Source organism: Serratia sp. CY33525 (assembly GCF_052169115.1).
Taxonomy (GTDB): domain Bacteria; phylum Pseudomonadota; class Gammaproteobacteria; order Enterobacterales; family Enterobacteriaceae; genus Serratia; species Serratia sarumanii.
The window spans coordinates 939,171-960,776 of sequence record NZ_JBJNLK010000001.1 but is presented as its reverse complement, the minus strand read 5'-3'; the positions used below and the strand labels follow the sequence as shown (position 1 = coordinate 960,776).

Here is a 21,606-nt window from a genome sequence, read left to right as displayed (position 1 = left end):
TAACAACAAAGCCCCCGCTAGCCGGGGGTTTTTTATCTTTGATGGTGAGCCATGGAATCGATAATCCAACAAATCAATCAACTACGAGCCACATTGCGCCATCATGAATACCAGTATCATGTGCTGGATGCGCCGGAAGTGCCGGATGCGGAATATGACCGCCTGATGCGCGAACTGCGCGAGCTGGAGAGCGCGCATCCGGCGTTGATCACCGCCGATTCGCCGACCCAGCGCGTGGGCGCCGCACCGCTGGCGGCGTTTGACCAGGTGCGCCACGAAGTGCCGATGCTGTCGCTGGACAACGTGTTCGACGAAGAAAGCTTCCTGGCGTTTTACAAGCGCGTGCAGGACAGGCTCAAAAGCAGCGATCCGCTGACCTTCTGCTGCGAGCTGAAGCTGGACGGCCTGGCGGTCAGCCTGCTGTACGAAGACGGCGAGCTGGTGCGCGCGGCGACGCGCGGCGACGGCACCACCGGCGAAAACATCACCTCCAACGTGCGCACCATTCGCGCCATTCCGCTGCGCCTGACCGGGGACAACATCCCGCGCCGGCTGGAAGTGCGTGGGGAAGTGTTCATGCCGCAGGCCGGTTTTGAACAGATGAACGAAGAAGCCCGGCGCAAAGACGGCAAGGTGTTCGCCAACCCGCGCAACGCCGCCGCCGGCTCGCTGCGCCAGCTCGATCCGCGCATTACCGCCAAACGCCCGCTGACCTTCTTCTGCTACGGCGTCGGCCTGCTGGAAGGCGGCGAACTGCCGCGCAGCCACTTTGAGCGCCTGATGCAGTTCAAGGCCTGGGGCCTGCCGGTCAGCGATCGCGCCCAGCGCCGCACCGGCAGCGAGGAAGTGCTGGCGTTTTATCGCCAGGTCGAGCAGGACCGCGCGCAGCTCGGTTTCGACATCGACGGCGTGGTGATCAAGATTGACGACATCGATCTGCAGGAAACGCTGGGCTTCGTGGCGCGTGCGCCGCGCTGGGCGACGGCGTTCAAATTCCCGGCGCAGGAGCAGATCACCGTAGTGCGCGAAGTGGAGTTTCAGGTTGGCCGCACCGGCGCGATTACGCCGGTGGCGCGCCTTGAGCCGGTGCTGGTGGCCGGGGTGACCGTCAGCAACGCCACCTTGCACAACGCCGATGAAATTGAGCGTCTGGGGCTGCGCATCGGCGATACGGTGATCGTGCGCCGCGCCGGCGACGTGATCCCGCAGGTGGTGGGGGTGTTGGAAGACCGCCGGCCACAGGATGCGCGCGAAGTGGTGTTCCCGCTGCATTGCCCGGTGTGCGGCTCCGACGTTGAGCGCGTGGAAGGCGAGGCGGTAGCGCGCTGCACCGGTGGTCTTATCTGCGGCGCGCAGCGCAAAGAGGCGTTGAAGCACTTCGTTTCCCGCCGCGCGCTGGACGTTGAAGGCATGGGCGACAAGATCATCGAGCAGCTGGTGGACAAAGAGTACGTGAAGAACCCGGCCGATCTGTTCCGCTTGTCCGCCGGCATTCTGACCGGCCTGGATCGCATGGGGCCGAAATCGGCGCAGAATCTGGTCAATGCGCTGGAGAAATCCAAGCAGACCACCTTCGCCCGTTTCCTGTATGCGCTGGGCATTCGCGAGGTTGGCGAGGCGACCGCCGCCAACCTGGCGGCGCATTTCGGATCGCTCGAGAAGCTGTTCGCCGCCGATATCGAGGCGCTGAAAGAGGTGCCGGACGTCGGCGAAGTGGTGGCCAAACACACCCGCAATTTCCTTGATGAAGCGCTCAATCAGCAGGTGATCAACGAGCTGGTGGGCGCCGAGATCGGTATTCACTGGCCGGCGCCGGTGGTGGTGGTCGCCGAAGAGATAGACAGCCCGTTCGCCGGCAAAACCGTGGTGCTGACCGGCTCGCTGAGCCAGCTGTCGCGCGACGAGGCCAAAGATCGCCTGACGGCGCTGGGCGCCAAGGTCAGCGGCAGCGTGTCGAAGAAAACCGATTTGGTGATCGCCGGCGAAGCGGCTGGCTCCAAGCTGGCGAAGGCGCAGGAGCTGGGTATCGCCGTGATCGACGAAGCGGAGATGATCCGCCTGCTGGGTGACTGATGGAAAAGGAAAACCTGCTGGAGATCGCCAATACCGTGATGCCGTTCGGCAAGTACCAGGGACGGGTGCTGATCGATCTGCCTGAAGAGTACCTGCTGTGGTTCGCCCGCAAGGGTGAATTTCCCAAAGGCAAGCTCGGCATGCTGATGGAGATGACGCTGGCGATTAAAATCGAAGGGCTTGACCACCTGGTCAAGCCGCTGAAGAAAAACTGATCTGACGGGCCCCGGCCCGTCTTTTTTTACCCGCGCGACACCTGCGCGTTGGCGTTGGGCACCGCCTGTTGCGCCTGCTGCTTGCGCTGATACCTTTTCGCTAGCACCGCACAGGTCATCAGCTGCACCTGATGGAACACCATCAGCGGCAGCACCATGATCCCCACCGTCGCCGCCGGGAACAGGATATTGGCCATCGGAATGCCGTTCGCCAGGCTCTTCTTCGAGCCGCAGAACACGATGGTGATCTCGTCCGCCTTGCTGAATCCCAGCCAGCGCGCCATGTAGGTGTTCACCACCAGCACGATCGTCAGCAGCACGATGCTGCCGCCGACGATAAACGCCAGCGAACCGATCCCCACCTGATGCCAGATGCCGTGCGTCACCGCCTCGCTGAAGGCGGCGTACACCACCAGCAGAATCGAGGTCTGGTCGGTTTTGCCGATCAGCGGGCGATGGCGCTCGATCCAGCCGCCGATCAGCGGCCGCAGCAGGTGGCCGGCGACGAACGGCACCAGCAGTTGCAGCACGATCGAGCCCACCTGCCGCAGGCTGCCGGTATCGCCGTGCACGTTCATCAGCAGGCCAACCAACAGCGGCGACACGAAGATCCCCAGCAGGCTGGAGGCGGAGGCGCTGCACACCGCCGCCGCCACGTTGCCGCCCGCCAGCGAGGTGAAGGCGATGGCCGATTGCACGGTGGCGGGCAGGATGCACAGGTAGATGAAACCGGCGTACAGCTCGGGGCTGACGTCGATCGGCGCCCACCAGGCGAACAGCATCCCCAGCGCCGGAAAAATGATGAAGGTGCTGAACATCACCCACAGATGCAGCCGCCAGTTATTGCTGCCGGCCAGGATGGCCTCGCGCGACAGCTTGGCGCCGTGCATGAAGAACAGCAGGGCGATGGCGGCGATGGTTAGGACGTTGAGCCAGCCGACGAACTCGCCGCGCGCCGGCAGGAAAGAAGCCAGCAGCACGGTGGCGATCAGCGTCAGGGTAAAACGATCGGGCAGGAATCTCATGGCGATGCGCTCGGGTAGAAAATCGATGGGGCTATTCTCCCGCGTGGGCATATAATAATTAAATTGATTTATTTAATTTATATATGAATAAAACACATGAATTACTCACTCAAACAGCTGCGGGTGTTCGTCGCTGTCGCCCGCCACGGCAGCTTCAGCCGCGCCGGCGAGGCGATCGGCCTGACGCAATCGGCGGTCAGCCACAGCGTGAAAGAGCTGGAGGCGGAGGTCGGCGTGCGCCTGCTGGATCGCACCACGCGTGAAGTGGTGTTGACCGACGCCGGCCTGCGGCTGGCCAACCGGGTCGAACGGCTGCTGGACGAACTGCAGGCCGCGTTGCTGGACGCGCGCAGCTTTGGCGTACAGCGCAGCGGCACGGTGCGGGTGGCGACCAGCCAGACCATTTCCGCCCACCTGATGCCGCAGTGCATCGCCGCCGGCGAGCGTGAATACCCGGAGATCCGCATCATGCTGCGCGATCAGGCGCAGCAGCAGGTGCTGCACAGCGTGCGCAACGCCGAGGTGGATTTCGGCATCGTGGTCGATCCGGTGCAGGCGGTGGATCTGGAGTGCGAAGCGGTGCTGCATGAACCGTTCCTGCTGCTGTGCCGCGACGACCACCCGTTTGCTGCGCAGCAAGAGGTGCGTTGGTCGGCGTTAAACGGCTGCCGCCTGGTGTTGCAGGATTACGCGTCGGGTAGCCGGCCGTTGATCGACAGCGCGCTGAGGCAGCAGGGCGTCGAGGCGCAGGTGGTGCAGGAAATCGGCCATCCGGCCACGCTGTTCCCGATGGTGGCGGAAGGGATTGGCATCAGCATTTTCCCGGCGTTGGCGCTGCCGCTGCCGGAAGGGGGGCGGCTCCGGGTGCGGCGGCTGGTGCCGGAGATCAATCGCGCGCTGATGCTGGTGCGGCGTAAAAATCGCTCGCTGACGCCGGCGGCGGAGGCCATCTGGCAGGTCGCGCGTCAGCAGGCGGCGCTGCTGCACCAGCGCCGGCAGGAAAACGCGGAATATTGACTCAGATATAGACGTCCACCGCGTTGAGCGGCGTCGGGCGGTTTACGCCGTCGCCGGCTTGCGCCGCGGCTTTTTCCATTTGCTCCTGCTGCTGCTTTTCCATTTCTTCTTTCTGGATGCGCGCGATCTCGGCCTGCAGCATCTTGATCTGCGCTTCGATCAGCTGTTTCTGCTTCTCGATCTCTTTGGGATCGGCGCTGGAGTCCTTCAGCTCCACCAGCTTTTGCTGCAGAGCCTGAATCTGCCGGTTCAGCGCCTTGATGCGTGCCGAGGCGCGGCTTTCGTTGAGATTTGCCGGTTCGTCATTGCCGTTGGCGCCTTCGCTTTTCTTCGCCTTGCCGCCTTCCGGCTGGTTGTTGACCGGTTTGGCCATCAGCAATTCGCCCTGATGGCCCGGCGCGCTGAAGACGTTGCTGACGCCGGGAACGGTATTTTTGATCGGTACGATCATGGTGATGCTGGTCGACATGGATGCTCTCCCTGAGTCGGTATATCGCTGTTCAGGGTATCGGCAGCGGCGGCTAAATCTTTACCTGCCGCAGGCGCGGCCAATGCTGCAGCCAGCCTTTGTCGAGCACGCGCTGGGCATAGGCGGCGCGATCGCCGTTTTTCACGTTGAAGGTGATGGTGTCGCCGAACAGCGCCGCGAGCCCGAAGGGAGCAACCAGCGTGAGGCTGTCGTCGGCGTTCAGGCGCGCGCCGATCGCCGTTTCCACTTCGGTCCAGAAGCTGATGGCCTCTTCGCTGTTGCGGTAAGGCGCCCGGCCGCCGCGCAGATGCATGCGCGCCTGATTCTTGACCGACCACGGCTGCGGCAGCCATTGCTGCAGCCGCGCCTCCAGCATGCGATCGCGCTCGGCGTCCGCACGCTCTGCATCGAAGTGGATCACGTCGATATCGTTGAGCGGCGTGGGCTCCACATAGCCGTGGCGCCGATCCCACACCAGATTGCGTACGAAGCCGGCGCCGAGGCACCAGTCATTCAGGCCGAGCCGGCGCACGGTGCGCAGGGCGGCCATGCGCGCGTCATCTTGTTGCAGCCAGTCGATAATTTGCCGTTGCGGATCCATCACCCCTCCTGTTTTCGCGGCTACTGTAACCCGAAGCGGCGGCGGGTGAAATGGCGGGAAGCGCGATGACGGCGATCGCAGGCAAATTAATTTTCTTCTCTCACTGACTACACTTGGTGCAGGGCTTTTATCTCGTCACTCGGGGCAAGGGAGGGGGCTATGTATCAGGCAACGGTGGGCCAACGCGGCTATCGCTTCGGCGATCTGCGTCAGCTGATGGCGAAGGCTTCGCCGGCGCGTTCCGGCGATTATCTGGCGGAGGTGGCGGCGCACAGCGCCGAAGAGCGCATGGCGGCGCGCATCGCGCTGGCGGACTTGCCGCTCAAGACGTTCCTGCAGCATGCGCTGGTGCCCTACGAACAGGACGAGGTGACGCGCCTGATTATCGACGGCCACGATGCCGCCGCCTTCGAGCCCATCTCGCACCTCACGGTCGGCGATTTTCGCGACTGGCTGTTGAGCGAGCAGGCGGACAGCGCCATGCTGGCGCAGGTGGCGGCCGGCATCACGCCGGAGATGGCGGCGGCGGTGAGCAAGATCATGCGCAATCAGGATCTGATTTTGGTGGCCAAGAAGTGCCGGGTGGTGACGCGCTTTCGCAATACGATTGGCCTGCCGGGCCACCTCAGCGTGCGGCTGCAGCCCAATCACCCGACCGACAGCCTGCAGGGCATCGCCGCCAGCATGCTGGACGGCCTGTTGTACGGCAGCGGCGACGCGGTGGTCGGCATCAATCCGGCCAGCGACAGCCTGCCGCTGCTGGAAAAGCTCAACTACATGCTGGACGACGTGATCCAGCGCTTTGCCATTCCCACCCAATCCTGCGTGCTGACCCACGTGACCAACACGCTGCGGCTGATAGAGCGCGGCGCGCCGGTGGATCTGGTGTTTCAGTCGATCGCCGGTACCGAAGCGGCCAATCGCGGCTTCGGCATTAATCTGGCGCTGCTGGCGGAAGCGCAGCAGGCGGCGCTGAGCCTCAGGCGCGGCACGCTGGGCGACAACGTGATGTATTTCGAAACCGGGCAGGGCAGCTGCCTGTCGGCCAACGCCCATCACGGCGTCGATCAGCAAACCTGCGAGGCGCGCGCCTATGCGGTGGCGCGCCATTTCTCGCCGCTGCTGATCAACACCGTGGTAGGGTTTATCGGCCCCGAATACCTGTATGACGGCAAGCAAATTATCCGCGCCGGGCTGGAGGATCACTTCTGCGGCAAGCTGCTCGGCCTGCCGCTGGGCTGCGACGTCTGCTACACCAACCATGCCGAAGCCGATCAGGACGACATGGACACGCTGCTGACGCTGTTGGCCGCCGCCGGGTTGACGTTCCTGATCGGCGTGCCGGGCGCGGACGACATCATGCTCAACTACCAAAGCACGTCGTTCCATGACGCGCTCTATATCCGAGAGCTGCTGGGGCTGAAGCACGCGCCGGAGTTCGCCGCCTGGCTGGCGGCGATGAACATCACCGACGAACGCGGGCGGCTGTGCGATGCCGCCGCCAATCATCCGCTGCTACTGGCGCTGCAGGGAGAACGCACATGAGCAAACCGGTTCACGTCAACAGCTGGGACGCGCTGCGCGCCTTTACCGATGCGCGCATCGCGCTGGGGCGCACCGGCGCCAGCCTGCCGACCGACGAACTGCTGCGCTTCGGCCTGGCTCATGCCCAGGCGCGCGACGCGGTGCATCAGCCTTTCGACAGCGAGCGGCTGGCGGCGGATCTGCACGATGCCGGTTGGCCCACGCTGGCGGTGCACAGCCAGGCCGCCGACCGCGCCGCCTATCTGCGCCGGCCGGATCTGGGGCGGCGGTTGGCGTCGGATAGCCGCAGCCTGCTGCTCGGTTCGCCATCGCGCCGCGTCGATCTGCTGCTGATAGTGGCGGACGGCCTCTCCTCCAAGGCGGTGCACCGCCAGGCGCTGCCGCTGCTGCAGGCGCTGCGGCCCTATCTCGATACGCTGGGGCTGACCGTTGCGCCGGTGGTGCTGGCGCATCAGGCGCGGGTGGCGCTGGGGGATGAGATCGGCGAATGCCTGCAAGCCCGGGCGGTGGCGGTGCTGATCGGCGAACGGCCGGGGCTGTCGTCGCCGGACAGCCTGGGTGTCTATATGACCTGGGGGCCGAACGCGCGCAGAACGGACGCCGAGCGCAATTGCATCTCCAACGTGCGCCCCGAGGGGCTGGATTACCCGCAGGCGGCGTTCAAATTGGCCTGGCTGCTGGAGCAGGCGTTCCAGCGCCGGCTGACCGGCGTCGAACTGAAAGACGAGAGTGACAACCCGGCGCTGCGCGGCCGGGTAACGCCGCTTTACCCCCAGTTGGGCGGCTGACCGAGGGTTTGCTGCAGCAGGGCGGTGAAGGCCGCCAGCCGGGCGGACACCTTCGCCATCGGGCGCAGCAGATAGATGCCTTGCTGCTCATGGCGCGGATCTTCGAGCATCTGCACCAGTTGCCCGTGCTGCACGTCCGGCCCCACCACCCAGTTGGGCAGAAAGGCGATGCCGAGCCCGAGCAGCGCCGCCTGACGCTGCGCGGTGAAGTCGTCGCAGCGCAGCGCCATGGTGCAGCGGCTCATCAGCGCCGCGTCGAGGATCTGCGCCCAGCAGGCCGGCTGCTGCTTGTGGTAGCGGGCGATCAGCCGATGCTGCGGCAGCGCTTCCAGATCGGCCGGCAGGCCATAGCGAGCGACATAGGCGGGGCTGGCGCACATCACCCAGCGTTGGGTGGCGATGCGGCTGGCATATAGCGCGCTGTCCTTCTGTTCGCCGATGCGGAGGGCGGCGTCGAGCCGCTCCTGCGTCGGATCGGTCTGGCGTTCGGTCAGATCGAGGTCGACCGACAGCTGCGGGTAGCGTTCCGCCAGCGTCGGCAGCAGCGGCAGCACATAGGTTTTGCCGAAGGTTGGCAGGCAGCTGATGCGCAGCGTGCCCTGCGGCGTTTCGTTCAGCGCGCTCAGCTCGGCGCGAAGGCCGGTGATGTCCGTCATCAGCGCGGCGGCGCGCGTCAGCAGCAGCTCGCCGGCGTCGGTCAGCAGCAGGCCACGGGTGGAGCGCACGAACAGCGCGGCGCCGAGCGCGCTTTCCAGAGCGTCGATGTGGCGCACCAGCGAGGAGGGCACCATGCCCAGCCGGCGCGCAGCGGCGGAAAAGCTGCCCAGGCGGGCGACGTCGAGAAAAATTGGCAGATGTTCTACATAGCGGGCGTCATTCATTTTTGCATTATATGCAAAAGCGTTTCTTATGAATACCCGCTTCTCTGCCGACGGCGCGGCGGCTACTCTGGCTGCGGGTTGATGACGGGCTTCGGCGCCGTCCCATCCCGGCCGCATAGAGAGAAAACGCATAAACCTCGCGGCGCTTAGCACCAAATAGCAGATGTTTTTCCCAGGCCGCGTGAGCCGCCTGCGGAGTTGATTGCCGCTCCAACACCAGATTAACCGTTCAATTTGATAACCGGTTCAGTCTTAATGATTAGTAAGCCTTTACTTTATCTCATTCTGATCTGATGCCTGGTTATCGGCCGGCCAGCCGTGCCGGTTTTTTTGTCGCCTCAGGCTGAATCGTTCCAACTGATGAACGCGCCTTGGGGGGCATCTTGGCTCACCGTCGGTGGGTCTTTTGAACGCGCGGAACCGCGGTTTCGCGCTGGTGGAGGAGTCAGTCATGAACGAAAAACACGGGTGTGCCTGTGCGCGCCATTTGGCGCAGGGTTTTGCCAGGCAGTCGATCAACGCCGGGGAGGGCGAAATCTATCAAATCTCGCTGATGAGCGCGCTCATCGACGGGGTCTACGAGGGTGAAACAACTATTGCCGAGCTGCTCAAGCACGGCGATTTCGGCCTCGGCACCTTCAATCACCTGGACGGCGAACTGATCGCTTTCGACCAGGAAATACACCAGCTGCGCGCCGACGGCAGCGCCCGGCCGGCCGGCCTGCAACAGCAAACCCCCTTCGCCGTCGTCACCTTTTTCCAGCCCAGCGTCAGCCAGCAGTTCGACCGGCCGATCACCAAGGCGCAGCTGCACCAGTGCATCGACGAGCAGGTCGCTTCGCCGAACCTGTTTTGCGCGGTGCGGGTCGACGGTGAGTTCAGCCACGTGGAAACCCGCACCGTGCCGCGCCAGGAGCGGCCCTACCGCCCGATGCTGGAGGCGATAGAAGAGCAGCCGACCTTCTCGTTCCATCAGCGGCGCGGCACGCTGGTCGGCTTCCGCTCGCCAGATTACATGCAGGGCATCGGCGTGGCCGGCTATCACGAACACTTCGTTACCGACGACCGCAGCGGCGGCGGCCACGTGCTGGACTACCAGCTCGATCATGGCCGTCTGCAGTTCGGCGTCATCACGCGTCTCAATCTTCAGTTGCCGCATGATGCGGATTTCTTGCGCGCCAACCTCTGTCCAGAGGATTTGGATCGCGCGATTCGTTCCGCCGAGGGCTAACCCCGGCGATCGTTTTCTTAGGAGGTGGAACCATGGCACAGGAAAAAACAGGCAATGACTGGCAATGCGGCGCCGATTTGGTGGTGAAAAACCTGGAAGCGCAGGGCGTCAAACACGTTTTCGGCATTCCGGGCGCCAAGATCGATCGGGTGTTCGACTCGCTGGAGGACGCGCCATCGATTGAAACGGTGGTGGTGCGGCATGAGGCCAACGCGGCCTTTATGGCGGCGGCGGTCGGCCGCCTGACCGGCAAAGCCGGGGTGGCGCTGGTTACCTCCGGGCCGGGCAGCTCCAACCTGATAACCGGGCTGGCCACCGCCACTTCGGAAGGGGACGCGGTGGTGGCCTTCGGCGGGGCGGTGAAGCGCGCCGACAGCCTGAAGCAGACGCACCAGAGCATGGATACCGTCAGCATGTTCCGGCCGGTGACCAAGTATTGCGCCGAAGTGCATGCCGGTTCGGCGATTTCCGAAGTGATCGCCAACGCCTTTCGCCGCGCCGAGTTCGGCCGGCCGGGGGCGTCGTTCGTCAGCTTGCCGATGGATATCGTCAATGAACCGGTGAGCGCGCCGGTGCTGGCCGGCTGCCGCTTGCCGCGCATGGGGGCCGCCGCGGCGGACGACATTCAGGCGGCGGTGAAACTGATCCGCCAGGCCAAATGCCCGGTATTGCTGCTCGGCCTGCAGGCCAGCCGGCCGGAGAACAGCGAAGCGGTGCGCCATCTGCTGTACCGCACCCATATGCCGGTGGTCGGCACCTATCAGGCGGCGGGGGTGATCGACGTCAACCACTTCGCCCGTTTCGCCGGCCGCGTCGGCCTGTTCAACAACCAGCCGGCCGATCAGCTGTTGCAGAAGGCCGATCTGGTGGTGAGCGTCGGCTATGATCCGATCGAATACGATCCCTGCATGTGGAACAGCCACGGGCGGCTGAAACTGGTGCACATCGACGTGCTGCCGGCGGATATCGACACCTGCTATCGGCCGGACGTCGAGCTGGTGGGCAACATCAGCGCCACGCTGAACATGATGACCGAAACGTTCACTGAGGCGGTCTGCGTGCCGCCGGAGGTGGAGCTGATCCTCACCGATCTCGGCCGCCAACGCACGGAACTGGCGGAGCGCGCCGCGCGCCGCGGCGGCATGCCGATCCACCCGCTGCGCATCGTCAAGGAGCTGCAGGACATCGTCAGCGACGACGTAACCCTGTGCGTGGACATGGGCAGCTTCCATATCTGGATCGCCCGCTACCTGTACAGCTTCCGCGCCCGTCAGCTGTTGATCTCCAATGGCCAGCAAACCATGGGGGTGGCGTTGCCGTGGGCCATCGGCGCGGCGCTGGTGCGCCCTGGCGATAAAGTGGTGTCGATCTCCGGCGACGGCGGGTTCATGCAGTCGAGCATGGAGCTGGAGACCGCGGTGCGGCTGAAAAACAACATCGTGCACGTCATCTGGGTCGATAACGCCTACAACATGGTGGAGATGCAGGAAGTGAACAAATACCAGCGCAAATCCGGCGTGGAGTTTGGGCCGATCGACTTCAAAGCCTACGCGGAATCCTGCGGCGCGGTCGGTTTCGCCGTGCAGTCGGTGGACGATCTGCGGCCGATGCTGCGCAAGGCGATGGCGATCCAGGGGCCGGTGGTGGTGGCCATTCCGGTCGACTACGCCGACAACTATAAGCTGATGGCGCAGATGAACTTCAGCCAGATGATTTAATTTCATCATCCTCGCGCCGTTTCACCGGGCAGGCCGCATGCGCGCCTGCCCGTTTTTATGCGCGGAATTTGTCCTTTACATCGCTAACCGCATGATTTATTGCTAACCGTTGGGCTGTTTTTTCACCACTGGGGATAGCGCAATGAAAAGAAAAGCAATAACGATCGGGCTGCTGGCGTTGGCGATTGCCGGCGGCGCGCGGGCCAATACGCTGGTCTACTGTTCCGAAGGCTCGCCGGAAGGCTTCAACCCGCAGCTGTTCACCTCCGGCACCACGGTGGACGCCAGTTCGGCGGCGATCTACAACCGGCTGGTGGACTTCAAACCCGGCACCGTCGAGCTGCAACCCAGCCTGGCGGAAAGCTGGGAGGTGAGCGAGGACGGCAAGCGCTATACCTTCCACCTGCGCAAGGGCGTGGCATTCCAGAGCAATAAATATTTTACGCCCACCCGCGATTTCAACGCCGATGACGTCATCTTCTCGTTTATGCGGCAAAAGGACGCCAACAACCCGTATCACAAGGTCTCCAACGGCGCCTACACCAACTTCGAGTCGATGGAGTTCGGCACGCTGATCGACCGGATCGTCAAGGTGGACGACAACACCGTGCGCTTTGAGCTCTCCCGCGCCGAGGCGCCGTTCGTCGCCGATCTGGGCATGTACTTCGCCACCATTTTTTCGGCGGAATATGCCGACGCGATGCTGAAGGCCGGCACGCCGCAGCGGGTGGACAACGATCCGATCGGCACCGGGCCGTTCCAACTGGTGCAGTATCAGAAAGACGCGAAAATCCTCTACAAGGCGTTCGATCGTTACTGGGAAGGCAAACCGAAGATCGACCGGCTGGTGTTTTCGATCACGCCGGATGCGACGGTGCGTTACGCCAAGCTGCAAAAGAACGAGTGTCAGGTGATGCCTTTCCCCAATCCGGCGGATCTGGCGCGCATGCGGCAGGACGGCAACCTTCAGGTGATGGAAAAATCCGGCTTGAATATCGGCTTCCTGGCGTTCAACACCCAGAAGAAACCGTTGGATAACGTCAAGGTGCGCCAGGCGTTGGCGCTGGCGGTCAACAAGCCGGCGATCATCGAGGCGGTGTTCCACGGCGCCGGCCAGCCGGCCAAGAACCTGCTGCCGCCGACCCAGTGGGGCAGCAACGCGCAGCTTGAAGATTACCCGTATTCGCCGGAGCGGGCGAAGCAGCTGTTGCAGGAGGCTGGGCTGGGGCAGGGGTTCGACATCGATCTGTGGGCGATGCCGGTGCAGCGGCCCTACAATCCCAACGCCAAGCGCATGGCGGAGATGATCCAGGCCGACTGGGCCAAGATCGGCGTGCGCGCCAAAATCGTCACCTTCGAGTGGGGCGAATATTTGCAGCGGATTAAAAACGGCGAGCATCAGACCGCGCTGATGGGCTGGACCACCGCCAACGGCGATCCGGACAACTTCTTCGGGCCGCTGTTCACCTGCGCTTCGCTCGGTGGTTCGAACTCGGCGAAATGGTGCTATAAACCGTTCGACCAGCTGATCCTGCAGGCGCGCGAGGAGAACGATCACGCCAAGCGGATGGCGATGTACCAGCAGGCGCAGGTGATGATGCACGATCAGATGCCGGCGCTGATGATCGCGCACTCGACCATCTTCGAACCGGTGCGCAAGGAAGTGAAAGGCTACGAGATAGACCCGTTCGGCAAACACATCTTCAAGCAGGTGTCGCTGGAGAAATAAAGCGGGGCGCCGCGGCAATGCGGCGCCCAAAGGTTTTACCAGCTGTAGCTGACCGTGGCGGTGACGGTGCGGCCGCTGCCGTAGAAACAGGCGTCCATGCCGCCGCAGGACGAAACGTAATGCTTGTCGGTCAGGTTGTTGACGTTAACCTGCAGCGCGGCGCCTGCCAGGCTCGGAGCCACTTCTGCCAATTCGTAGCGCGCCATCCAGTCATACAGCGTAAAGGCCGGCACTTTGTAGGTGTTGGTCGCATCGCCTTGGCTGGCGCCGTTGTAGCGTACCCCAGCGCCGGTGGAGAAGCCTTTCAGCGGCCCTTGCAGGAAGCTGTAGGTTCCCCAGGCGGAGGCGGCGTGCGTCGGCACCATCACCAGCGTCTTGCCGCGCTGATCGTCGACATAGGTTTCTTTGGTAACGATGTCGGTATAGGTGTAGGCCGCCATGAGCGCGATGGCCGGGGTGAGCTGTGAATGCACTTCGGCTTCCAGCCCCTTGGAGCGCACTTTGCCGATCTGCTCCTTGTATTTGGTTACCGGGTTGGTGGAGCTGACGTTTTTCTGCGTCAGATCGAACAACGCCAGCGTCAGCAGCGTGTTGCTGTTCTTCGGCTGGAATTTCACGCCGATTTCGGTTTGTTCACCGGTGGTGGGCTTGAACGGATCGGTGCCCGGCGCGCCGGTATCGAGGTTGGGTTCAAACGATGTGCTGTAGCTGATGTACGGGGCAATACCGTTGTCAAAGGCGTACAGCAGGCCGCTGCGGCCAGTCAGCTTGGTGTCGTTTTGCTGACTGTCGCTGGATCTCAACATGTCCTGAGTGCGCAGCTCGGTCCAGTCGTTGCGCAGCGACAACAACAAGTTCCAACCGCCGTAGCTCATCTGATCCTGCAGATAAACGCCGAGTTGATCCAGCACCTTGCGGTTATCGGTGACCTTCGGCAATGCGCTTTCGTTGACCGGCATGCCGTAAACCGGCCGAGTCCAGTCGAGGAAATAGCCCGCGCTGTCGCCGCGCCAGTTTTGGGTATTGACCTTGCTCCACTTGTAGTCAAGGCCGGTCAACACGCTGTGCTCGACGTCGCCGGTGCTGAATTGCGCTTTCAGTTGGTTGTCCAACCCCAGCTCATGGGATTTGACGATATCTTTTTGCGGACGGCGCTGCAGCAGCGTGCTGTTTTTGGCTTGCGACATGAACACCAGATATTTGTAACGTTCATCCACCGTGGTGTAACGCATGTTCTGCTGGAAAGAGAAAACGTCGTTAATATAGTGCTCGAAGATATAGCCGAACGAGGTTTGTTCGCGGCGAGCCTGATTGAAACCGGGATCGCTGACGTTGAAATCATACGGCAGATAGCCGGCGCTGCTTTTGATCGCCACGCCGGAGGTCGGCAAGAAGTTGCGGTAGCCGTTCTCCGGTTCCTTTTGATAGCTGGTCAACAGGGTGAACGTCGTGTCTTCATTGGCGATATAGGTCAGCGCCGGTGCGATGGCGAAGCGTTTTTCCTTGTGCTCTTTGATACCGGTCTCTTTGGTGCCGGCGATGCCGTTAAGGCGATACAGCAGTTTTGCATCTTCGTCCAATGCGCCGCCGAAGTCGAAAGCGGCCTCTCCTTGATGCAGGTTGCCCGCGCTCAATTGCAGTTTGCGAATAGCCTGGGCGACGGGCCGCTTGCTGGTCATCGCCACCAGCCCACCCGGGTTGGCCTGGCCGTACAGCACAGAAGCCGGGCCGCGCACCACCTCAACGCGTTCAAGCAGCCAGGGGTCGATCTGGCCGCTTTGATAGCTCAGGCCGTCCAGATATTTTGGGGCGTAACGAAAGCCGCGTACGATCACTTCGTCGCTGCGGTTAGAGGTGCCGCGGTATTCCGCCACGACGCCGCTGGAGTATCGCAGCGCCTGAGCGACGGAAGCCGCATCCTGCTGATCCATTTGATCGCGCGTGACGACGGTGATGGCCTGCGGCGTTTTTACCAACGGCGCGGCGCTTTTGGTTCCCGCCGCGCTTTCTTTGGCGACGATGCCCTGCAGCGGCGCGGTGACGTTTTCCTGTGCGCCGGCGACGACGGTGATATCACGCTCAACGTTGTCGGTTCCGGCCTGTACGCCCGGCGCCAGCAGCATGGCTGAGGTCAGCAAGAGCTTGGCGGCTGGGTGACGCAGAGGTTGATTGGCGGTATTTTGGGGGTGTTCTGACATTTTTCATCCCTTAAAAAACAATTTTATATCAAGCTATTGCTGTCTTTTTTCATTTGGCGCCGCCGAGAAGGGCTGCGCAGTTCCTTGCCATAAATGAACGGTGGACGAATCGCTTACCGTTTTGCAGAGCCACGCTTCGAAGTGGCCTTGTTGACCCCAGGCGCGTTGATTTATAATTGGTTACATTTTATTGAAAATACAAATGATTCTCAATACCATTTGCATTATTCAAGAAAATAAAAAACGCCGGGTGCGGTGAACAGGGGAAAAAGGAAAAATGCATTCGCTTCATGCCGATGGCCTGGTGCTCAACCTGCTGCAAAGGCCCGATCTCGGCGGAGAAGATTGGTGGCGTCAGGTCGCGGAGTTGGGAACGCCGCTCGTCGAATCGCTGCCCGCAGCGCAGGTGCGCGTTACCTTTTTCTGGCGCGACCCGTGGGGCGATGAACGGCGCTCGCCGATTAAAAAGGTGTATGTCGATATCAACTGTGTGACCAACCATCACAGCCCTTCGCCACAGAGTCTGGAACGCCGGCCGGGTAGCGATATTTGGTGGTGGCAGTTCACTGTTCGCGAAGATTGGCGAGGCAGTTACAGTTTTATACCCATTGAGACGGCGCAACTGCCGCCCGCTTTTACCGGCGATGCGGCTCAGCGTCGGCAGCAGCAGCGTCAGTGGTGGTGTTCGTTGTTTCCGTTGATGCGCCATGATCCGCTCAATCCGGTGGCGCCGCACTGCAGCAGCCGCGGCTTCCCGTTGTCTGCGATACATTTGCCGGCGGCGCCGGATCAATCAGCGTGGCGGGCGTTGGACGCCGGGCAAGCATTGCCCGCCGCGTCTGGGCGTTTGCAGCACTTCTTTTGGCACAGCGAACGATTGGCTAACCGACGCAACATCTGGCTGTACGCCACCGGCGCAGGGGAAGACCGCCCGTTAGTCGTACTGCTGGACGGGCAATTTTGGCTGCATGGCATACCGATTTTTTCCGCACTGGACGCCGAGACGCTTAACGGAAGGCTGCCGTCGGCGCTTTATCTGTTTATCGACGTGATAGACATGGCGCGGCGTGCGGAAGAATTGGCCTGCAATGCGGCTTTCTGGCGGGCGGTGCAAGAGGAGCTGCTGCCGCAGGTGGCGGCGCGTACGCCTTACAGCGACGATCCGCAGCGCACGGTGGTGGCGGGGCAGAGTTACGGCGGGTTGGCGGCGTTGTATGCCGGGTTGCATTGGCCGCAGCGTTTCGGCTGCGTATTGACCCAGTCGGGTTCTTTCTGGTGGCCGCATATTGAAGCGATGATTAACCCGGCTGAGGAGTATGACGCCGACGTCGGCTGGTTGACTGAACAGGTGCGGCGGGGCTTGTGCGCCGCGACGCCGCTGCGCGTCTTTCAGGAAGCCGGTGAAGGGGAGAGGGATATTCATCAGGTCAATCGCCAAATGCATCGGGCGCTGGTGGAGGCGGGGCATCGGGTCGATTATCGCGTGTTCGCCGGCGGGCATGATGCCGTCTGCTGGCGCGGCGGTTTGCTCGACGGATTGCGGGCGCTGTTGGCTCCCTAGTCATGGATAAACGAAGGCCGGGTTAACCCGGCCTTTTTCATGCCTGCGGCGTGTCGCAGTGGTAGCGGCCGCGCGGGATCACCAGCGGCGTGTGGGACAGCGGATCGTCGATGATCATGCACGGCATGCCGAATACCCGCTCAACCAGCTCGGCGGTGATGATCTCCGCCGGTTTCCCCTCCGCCACGATCTTGCCGTCGCGCATAGCGATGATGTGATCGGCATAGCGGCAGGCGTGGTTGAGATCGTGCAGCACCGCGATGAGGGTTTGGCCGTGCTCGCGGTTGAGCTGGCGGAACAGATCCAGCAGCTCGATCTGATGCGCGATGTCCAGATAGGTGGTCGGTTCATCCAGCAGCAGCAGCGGCGTTTGCTGCGCCAACGCCATCGCCACCCAGACGCGCTGGCGCTGCCCGCCGGACAGCTCGTCGACGCTGCGGTCCGCCAGCTGGCCGACGTTGGTGGCCGCCATGGCGGCTTCCACCGCCTGTTTGTCGGCCTGCGTCCACTGTTTCAGCAGGCTCTGGTGCGGGTAGCGGCCGCGCGACACCAGATCCGCCACGGTAATGCTGTCCGGTGCGATCGAGGTTTGCGGCAGCAGCCCAAGCTCGCGCGCCAGCGCCTTGGTGGCGAAGTTGCTGATGTTCTTGCCGTCCAGCATCACCTCGCCGGCGCTGGGTTTCAGCAGGCGGCACAGGGCGCGCAGCAGCGTCGATTTGCCGCAGGCGTTCGGCCCGACGATCACCGTGAAGGCGCCGTCGGGGATCGCCACGCTCAGATCGTCAGCGATGATTTTATTGTCGTAGCCCAGCTTCAGATGCGAGGCGTGCAGGCGGTGGCTCATGGCATTGTCATTCTTCATTATCTGCGGGCCTCACGGATGAGCAGCCAAATCAGGTACAGGCCGCCGATGCAGACGGTCACGACCCCGACCGGCAGTTGGATCGGTGCGAAAAGATGTTGGGACACTACGTCGGCGCCGAGCAGCAGCGCCGCACCCATCAGCGCCGAGGACGTCAGGGTGACCGAGGATTGGCCGGCCAGGCGGCGGGCGATCTGCGGCGCCGCCAGCGCGATAAAGGAAATCGGCCCGGCGGTGGCGGTGACGGCGGCGGTGAGGGTGACGCCGAACAGCATCAGCCACAGCCGGCTGCCTTCGGCGTTCACGCCCAGCGCGCGCGCCGTGTCGTCGCCCATTTCCAGCAGCTGCAGCCGTTTGCCCATCAGCAGCGCGGCCGCGGCCGCCAGCACGATGAACGCCGTGGCGGGTTGGGCTTTCTGCCAGGTCATGCCGTTGAGCGAACCGGCCTGCCACATGGCGGCGTCCATGGCGCGCTCCAGCGAGGCGGTGATGATCAGCCAGGTATTGGTGGAGACCAATACCGCGCTGATGGCGATGCCGACGATGATCAGCCGGAAGCCGGCGATGCCTTGCCGCCAGGCCAGCAGGTAGATGGCCAGCGCAGCGAGAATGCCGCCGGCCAGCGCGCCGCCGGCGATGTAGTAATAGCCGCCGTTGAACAGGGTGATGGCGATCAGCGCGCCGGTGTAAGCCCCCATGTTAAAGCCAATCACGTCCGGGCTGCCGAGCGGGTTGCGGATAATCGACTGGAAAATGGCGCCGCTCATGCCGAGCGCGGCGCCTAACAGCAGCGCCATGGCGATACGCGGCAAGCGCCATTGGGTGACCACGGTGACCAGATTTTTCGGCGCCTCGCCGCTGAGCGCGGCAAAGACCTGCTCCAGCGAGAGCTGCAGCGTGCCGTAGCACAGCGCGGCAACGGCCATCGCCAGGCACAACGCCAGCAGCGAAAGGTTGACCAGCAGCAGGCGCAGCGGCATGCGCCAGTTGATGACGCCGTCCGGGCGGCCGATATGCAACGTGTGGGGCAGACTCATCACAGCCCCCCCAGCGTTTTCTTGCGGCGCACCAGCCAGATCAGCACCGGCGCGCCGATGAAGGCCGCCACGATGGAAACCCGCAGCTCACCGGCCGCCAGCAGACGGCCGACCACGTCGGCGCACAGCAGTAAAATCGGCGCCAGCAGCATGGAGTAGGGCAGGATCCAGCGCTGGTCGGGGCCGACCCACCAGCGGGCGATGTGCGGCACCATCAGGCCGATAAAGCTGATTGGGCCGACGGTGGCGGTTGCCGCGCCGCACAGCAGCGTGATGGCGATCACCGCGATGACCTGAGTCAGCACCACGCGCGCGCCGAGCGCGATAGCCAGATCTTCCCCCATGCCGATGGTATTCAGCGGCCGGGCGATGAGCAGCGTCAGCAGGCAGCCGAGCAAAATGGCGGGGGCGGTGACCGGCAGCGTGGACAGCGTGCGGATATCCAGCGTGCCGGCCTGCCAGAAGCGCAGTTGATCGAAGGTTTGCGGATCGATCAGCGACAGCCCGGTGGTGATGCCGAGCAGCACCGCGCCGATCGCCACGCCGGCCAGCGTCAGCCGCACCGGGTTGATGCGCCCGCCCGCCAGCGTGCCGATCAGGTAGACCAGCAGAGTGGTGAGGGCGGCGCCGACAAAGGCGTAGGCCATATAGCTTTCGGTGGTGGCGGCGCCGAAAAACATGATGCCGATGACCACGGCGAAGCTGGCGCCGGCGTTGATGCCGAGCACGCCGGGATCGGCCAACGGATTGCGCGTCAAGGCCTGAATCAGCGCGCCGGCGGCGCCGAGCGCCATGCCGGCCAAGATGCCCGCCAGCGTACGGGGCACCCGGGCGTTGAGAATGATGGTGCTGTCGGAACCGCTCGCGGCGCCCTGCAGGCTGAGCCAGACGGTGTGGAAGGGGATGGCTTTGGAACCCAGCATCAGGCTGGCAATGATGCACAGCAGCAACAGCGCCAAGCCGATACCGAACCCGGCGATGCGTTTGAAGCCACTGGCGTAAGCTGCGTGCGGTGCGGACGAAAGCGTCCGCTCAGTCGGAGTGGGTACGTTCACACCGGTAACTCCTGTATGATTTTTATTCTCATTGTTATTTGCGTTCATGCGGGCGCTAATAGTAGCACGAGTTTACGCCCGCATGCACCCGCCGGTTGGTGGCGCAGGTGCGTTGACGATGTTAATAACTATTGATATTTCAATTGATTGAATGTGAACGGTTGCCCTGTTTATGGCAAACGTCGGCAGGAGGCTGACCCGCCGACGGCGTGGTTCAGGGCTTTTTGAACAGCCGTTCGATTTGGTTCAGCATGTTGGTGGCGCTGTAGTAATCGAGGCGGAAGGTGTCGTTGCCGACGGCATAGACGTGCCGCTGTTCCACCGGCTCCAGATGTTTGAGGAACGGGTTGGTCAGCACCTCTTGCACTTTGCGCTCGTTGGTGGCGAACAGGATCAGCGTTTTGCCGTTCAGGCCCTCGGCCATTTTTTCGCCGGAGATCTGGATGATGTCATGGCGTTTACCCATGCTGGTGTTGCCTTTGGCGCTTTCCGGCGGGGTGGCCAGCTGGAAGCCGAGCTGCGTCAGCAGCTTGCCCTGGGCGGAACCCGGCGTCCACAGCATGGCCTCGCGGCCATTGTCGGCATACACCAGCGGAGTGGTCGGCTGCGGCGGCAGCGCGATCGCCTGCTTCACTTGCTCCACGCGCTGTTCGAAACGATCCTCCGCCTGTTTGGCGCCGGCTTCATGGCCGGTGATCTCGCCGAGCTCGCTGGCCAGCTGCTGCCAGCTCTTGTCGCCATAGTCGAGCACCAGCGTCGGCGCAATGGCGGACAGCTGGTCATACAGCTTCAACGCCGAATCACCGCCGGTGGCGGCGACGACGATCAAATCCGGTGCGGCGGCGGCGACGGCTTCGGCATTGGGCTCCACCTGGTACAGCCGTTCGACGTGGCGCTGTTTGGCCACTTCGCTCCACTGGGTAAAGAAGCCTTGCTTATCGGCCACCAGGGGATTTGGGCTGGTGGCGGCGCTGGCGACGACCGGGGCGTCGATAGCCAGCAGCGTGCCGGTGATGGTGACGCTGGTGGACACGATGCGCTGCGGCGGTTTTTCCAGCGTGAATTTCCCTTTGACGCTGTCGATGGTGCGCGGCCAACTGCTGTCGGCAGCGGGGGCGGACGGTTTCTGCCCGTCGCTCTGGTCGTCCGGGCCGCAGCCGCTGAGCAGCAGGCTGGAAGTGGCGATAAATGCAATGAACAGCTGGCGTAAGGATAGGGTCATGAGCGGGCTCTTTCTTTCCTTGAACTAAGGCTTATCAATCCGGCGGCGGATTGGCTGCGTGGTGGATGCCCGCTAATTTACCATCCAAGCCGGCAAAATGATAACCATTCGTATCTCAGCGCGTGGTGAATGAAGAAGAAAGGGATATCGAGCGGCAGAAACGAAAAAAGCGCCAAAAGGCGCTTTTTTCTGAATTGGTGGGTCGTGCAGGATTCGAACCTGCGACCAATTGATTAAAAGTCAACTGCTCTACCAACTGAGCTAACGACCCGCAGAAGTGGTGGGTGATGACGGGCTCGAACCGCCGACCCCCTCCGTGTAAAGGAGATGCTCTACCAACTGAGCTAATCACCCACTTCAGGACTTCCAGGTACTGCTA

The 21,606-nt window shown here is 62.8% G+C and carries 18 protein-coding genes and 2 tRNA genes; 9 read left to right on the top strand and 11 right to left on the bottom strand.

The features are described from left to right. Nucleotides 1-51 precede the first annotated feature (51 nt). The gene (gene ligA, locus ACJ8IM_RS04630) at nucleotides 52-2,073 is read left to right on the top strand and encodes an NAD-dependent DNA ligase LigA (protein ID WP_033654989.1); all 2,022 of its coding nucleotides are present in this window, start codon (nucleotides 52-54) and stop codon (nucleotides 2,071-2,073) included. Further along, entirely contained in the window at nucleotides 2,073-2,288 is a 216-nt protein-coding gene (locus ACJ8IM_RS04625) for a DUF3820 family protein (RefSeq protein ID WP_033654988.1), read from the top strand. Before ligA ends, ACJ8IM_RS04625 begins: the two co-directional genes overlap by 1 nt. 26 nt (nucleotides 2,289-2,314) lie before the next feature. On the opposite strand, the gene ACJ8IM_RS04620 is transcribed toward ACJ8IM_RS04625, so the two are convergent. Then, complete coding sequence (locus ACJ8IM_RS04620; protein ID WP_033654987.1) at nucleotides 2,315-3,313, bottom strand: bile acid:sodium symporter family protein; 999 nt, start codon at nucleotides 3,311-3,313, stop codon at nucleotides 2,315-2,317. A 96-nt stretch (nucleotides 3,314-3,409) separates the two neighbouring features. Here ACJ8IM_RS04620 and ACJ8IM_RS04615 point away from each other — a divergent pair, with 96 nt between their 5' ends. Continuing rightward, nucleotides 3,410-4,330: a LysR family transcriptional regulator gene (locus ACJ8IM_RS04615; RefSeq protein ID WP_033654986.1), complete on the top strand. Its 921-nt coding sequence runs from the start codon at nucleotides 3,410-3,412 to the stop codon at nucleotides 4,328-4,330. A 1-nt stretch (nucleotide 4,331) separates the two neighbouring features. On the opposite strand, the gene ACJ8IM_RS04610 is transcribed toward ACJ8IM_RS04615, so the two are convergent. Beyond that, complete coding sequence (locus ACJ8IM_RS04610; RefSeq protein ID WP_033649835.1) at nucleotides 4,332-4,799, bottom strand: FlxA-like family protein; 468 nt, start codon at nucleotides 4,797-4,799, stop codon at nucleotides 4,332-4,334. Nucleotides 4,800-4,851: 52 nt separating this feature from the next. Next, a complete protein-coding gene (locus ACJ8IM_RS04605; RefSeq protein ID WP_033654985.1) occupies nucleotides 4,852-5,400 on the bottom strand; it encodes a nucleotidyltransferase family protein in 549 nt (182 codons plus the stop codon). A gap of 159 nt (nucleotides 5,401-5,559) precedes the next feature. Between ACJ8IM_RS04605 and ACJ8IM_RS04600 the strand changes: the two genes are divergently transcribed. Further along, on the top strand, nucleotides 5,560-6,945 hold the full coding sequence (locus ACJ8IM_RS04600; protein WP_033654984.1) for an ethanolamine ammonia-lyase subunit EutB: 1,386 nt from the start codon (nucleotides 5,560-5,562) through the stop codon (nucleotides 6,943-6,945). Beyond that, a complete protein-coding gene (gene eutC, locus ACJ8IM_RS04595; RefSeq protein WP_033654983.1) occupies nucleotides 6,942-7,733 on the top strand; it encodes an ethanolamine ammonia-lyase subunit EutC in 792 nt (263 codons plus the stop codon). The genes ACJ8IM_RS04600 and eutC overlap by 4 nt, the downstream gene beginning before the upstream one ends. Here eutC and ACJ8IM_RS04590 read toward each other — a convergent pair. Next, a complete protein-coding gene (locus ACJ8IM_RS04590) occupies nucleotides 7,712-8,614 on the bottom strand; it encodes a LysR family transcriptional regulator (RefSeq protein ID WP_033654982.1) in 903 nt (300 codons plus the stop codon). The two genes, eutC and ACJ8IM_RS04590, sit on opposite strands and share 22 nt — an antisense overlap. Before the next feature lie 451 nt (nucleotides 8,615-9,065). On the opposite strand from ACJ8IM_RS04590, the gene budA reads away from it, so the two are divergent. The 3 genes from budA (at nucleotide 9,066) to ACJ8IM_RS04575 (ending at nucleotide 13,292) form a co-directional block, all read left to right on the top strand. Then, nucleotides 9,066-9,845, top strand: coding sequence for an acetolactate decarboxylase (budA, locus tag ACJ8IM_RS04585; RefSeq protein WP_033635443.1), 780 nt, complete (start codon nucleotides 9,066-9,068; stop codon nucleotides 9,843-9,845). Nucleotides 9,846-9,877: 32 nt separating this feature from the next. Beyond that, on the top strand, nucleotides 9,878-11,563 hold the full coding sequence (gene alsS / locus ACJ8IM_RS04580) for an acetolactate synthase AlsS (RefSeq protein WP_033635442.1): 1,686 nt from the start codon (nucleotides 9,878-9,880) through the stop codon (nucleotides 11,561-11,563). A 142-nt stretch (nucleotides 11,564-11,705) separates the two neighbouring features. After that, a complete protein-coding gene (locus ACJ8IM_RS04575; RefSeq protein WP_033654981.1) occupies nucleotides 11,706-13,292 on the top strand; it encodes an ABC transporter substrate-binding protein in 1,587 nt (528 codons plus the stop codon). 35 nt (nucleotides 13,293-13,327) lie between these two features. Here the strand turns inward: ACJ8IM_RS04575 and ACJ8IM_RS04570 are convergent, their stop codons facing one another. Beyond that, entirely contained in the window at nucleotides 13,328-15,490 is a 2,163-nt protein-coding gene (locus ACJ8IM_RS04570) for a TonB-dependent siderophore receptor (RefSeq protein WP_033654980.1), read from the bottom strand. 277 nt (nucleotides 15,491-15,767) lie between these two features. Between ACJ8IM_RS04570 and fes the strand changes: the two genes are divergently transcribed. After that, nucleotides 15,768-17,051 carry an enterochelin esterase gene (gene fes / locus ACJ8IM_RS04565; protein ID WP_033654979.1) on the top strand — a complete coding sequence of 428 codons (1,284 nt, stop codon included), beginning with the start codon at nucleotides 15,768-15,770 and terminating at the stop codon, nucleotides 17,049-17,051. Nucleotides 17,052-17,088: 37 nt separating this feature from the next. Here fes and ACJ8IM_RS04560 read toward each other — a convergent pair whose 3' ends face one another. The 6 genes from ACJ8IM_RS04560 to ACJ8IM_RS04535 all read right to left on the bottom strand — a co-directional run bounded on the left by ACJ8IM_RS04560 (nucleotide 17,089) and on the right by ACJ8IM_RS04535 (nucleotide 21,581). Beyond that, entirely contained in the window at nucleotides 17,089-17,895 is an 807-nt protein-coding gene (locus ACJ8IM_RS04560; RefSeq protein WP_033655005.1) for an ABC transporter ATP-binding protein, read from the bottom strand. Nucleotides 17,896-17,912: 17 nt separating this feature from the next. After that, the gene (gene fepG, locus ACJ8IM_RS04555; protein ID WP_033635436.1) at nucleotides 17,913-18,950 is read right to left on the bottom strand and encodes an iron-enterobactin ABC transporter permease; all 1,038 of its coding nucleotides are present in this window, start codon (nucleotides 18,948-18,950) and stop codon (nucleotides 17,913-17,915) included. Next, a complete protein-coding gene (gene fepD, locus ACJ8IM_RS04550; protein WP_033635435.1) occupies nucleotides 18,950-20,005 on the bottom strand; it encodes a Fe(3+)-siderophore ABC transporter permease in 1,056 nt (351 codons plus the stop codon). The genes fepG and fepD overlap by 1 nt, the downstream gene beginning before the upstream one ends. 214 nt (nucleotides 20,006-20,219) lie before the next feature. Beyond that, nucleotides 20,220-21,227: a Fe2+-enterobactin ABC transporter substrate-binding protein gene (gene fepB / locus ACJ8IM_RS04545; RefSeq protein WP_033649828.1), complete on the bottom strand. Its 1,008-nt coding sequence runs from the start codon at nucleotides 21,225-21,227 to the stop codon at nucleotides 20,220-20,222. 195 nt (nucleotides 21,228-21,422) lie between these two features. After that, nucleotides 21,423-21,498 (bottom strand) — tRNA-Lys (locus ACJ8IM_RS04540). Nucleotides 21,499-21,505: 7 nt separating this feature from the next. Beyond that, nucleotides 21,506-21,581 (bottom strand) — tRNA-Val (locus ACJ8IM_RS04535). Nucleotides 21,582-21,606: the final 25 nt, after the last annotated feature.

Excerpts from the sequence above, each read along its gene's own strand:
- ACJ8IM_RS04575 (WP_033654981.1), top strand. The coding sequence starts at position 11,706 with ATGAAAAGAAAAGCAATAACGATCGGGCTGCTGGCGTTGGCGATTGCC.
- ACJ8IM_RS04625 (WP_033654988.1), top strand. The coding sequence starts at position 2,073 with ATGGAAAAGGAAAACCTGCTGGAGATCGCCAATACCGTGATGCCGTTC.
- ligA (WP_033654989.1), top strand. The coding sequence starts at position 52 with ATGGAATCGATAATCCAACAAATCAATCAACTACGAGCCACATTGCGC.
- ACJ8IM_RS04605 (WP_033654985.1), bottom strand. The coding sequence starts at position 5,400 with ATGGATCCGCAACGGCAAATTATCGACTGGCTGCAACAAGATGACGCG.
- ACJ8IM_RS04615 (WP_033654986.1), top strand. The coding sequence starts at position 3,410 with ATGAATTACTCACTCAAACAGCTGCGGGTGTTCGTCGCTGTCGCCCGC.
- ACJ8IM_RS04570 (WP_033654980.1), bottom strand. The coding sequence starts at position 15,490 with ATGTCAGAACACCCCCAAAATACCGCCAATCAACCTCTGCGTCACCCA.
- eutC (WP_033654983.1), top strand. The coding sequence starts at position 6,942 with ATGAGCAAACCGGTTCACGTCAACAGCTGGGACGCGCTGCGCGCCTTT.
- budA (WP_033635443.1), top strand. The coding sequence starts at position 9,066 with ATGAACGAAAAACACGGGTGTGCCTGTGCGCGCCATTTGGCGCAGGGT.
- ACJ8IM_RS04590 (WP_033654982.1), bottom strand. The coding sequence starts at position 8,614 with ATGAATGACGCCCGCTATGTAGAACATCTGCCAATTTTTCTCGACGTC.
- fes (WP_033654979.1), top strand. The coding sequence starts at position 15,768 with ATGCATTCGCTTCATGCCGATGGCCTGGTGCTCAACCTGCTGCAAAGG.
- ACJ8IM_RS04610 (WP_033649835.1), bottom strand. The coding sequence starts at position 4,799 with ATGTCGACCAGCATCACCATGATCGTACCGATCAAAAATACCGTTCCC.
- ACJ8IM_RS04620 (WP_033654987.1), bottom strand. The coding sequence starts at position 3,313 with ATGAGATTCCTGCCCGATCGTTTTACCCTGACGCTGATCGCCACCGTG.
- ACJ8IM_RS04600 (WP_033654984.1), top strand. The coding sequence starts at position 5,560 with ATGTATCAGGCAACGGTGGGCCAACGCGGCTATCGCTTCGGCGATCTG.
- fepB (WP_033649828.1), bottom strand. The coding sequence starts at position 21,227 with ATGACCCTATCCTTACGCCAGCTGTTCATTGCATTTATCGCCACTTCC.
- alsS (WP_033635442.1), top strand. The coding sequence starts at position 9,878 with ATGGCACAGGAAAAAACAGGCAATGACTGGCAATGCGGCGCCGATTTG.
- ACJ8IM_RS04560 (WP_033655005.1), bottom strand. The coding sequence starts at position 17,895 with ATGAGCCACCGCCTGCACGCCTCGCATCTGAAGCTGGGCTACGACAAT.
- fepG (WP_033635436.1), bottom strand. The coding sequence starts at position 18,950 with ATGAGTCTGCCCCACACGTTGCATATCGGCCGCCCGGACGGCGTCATC.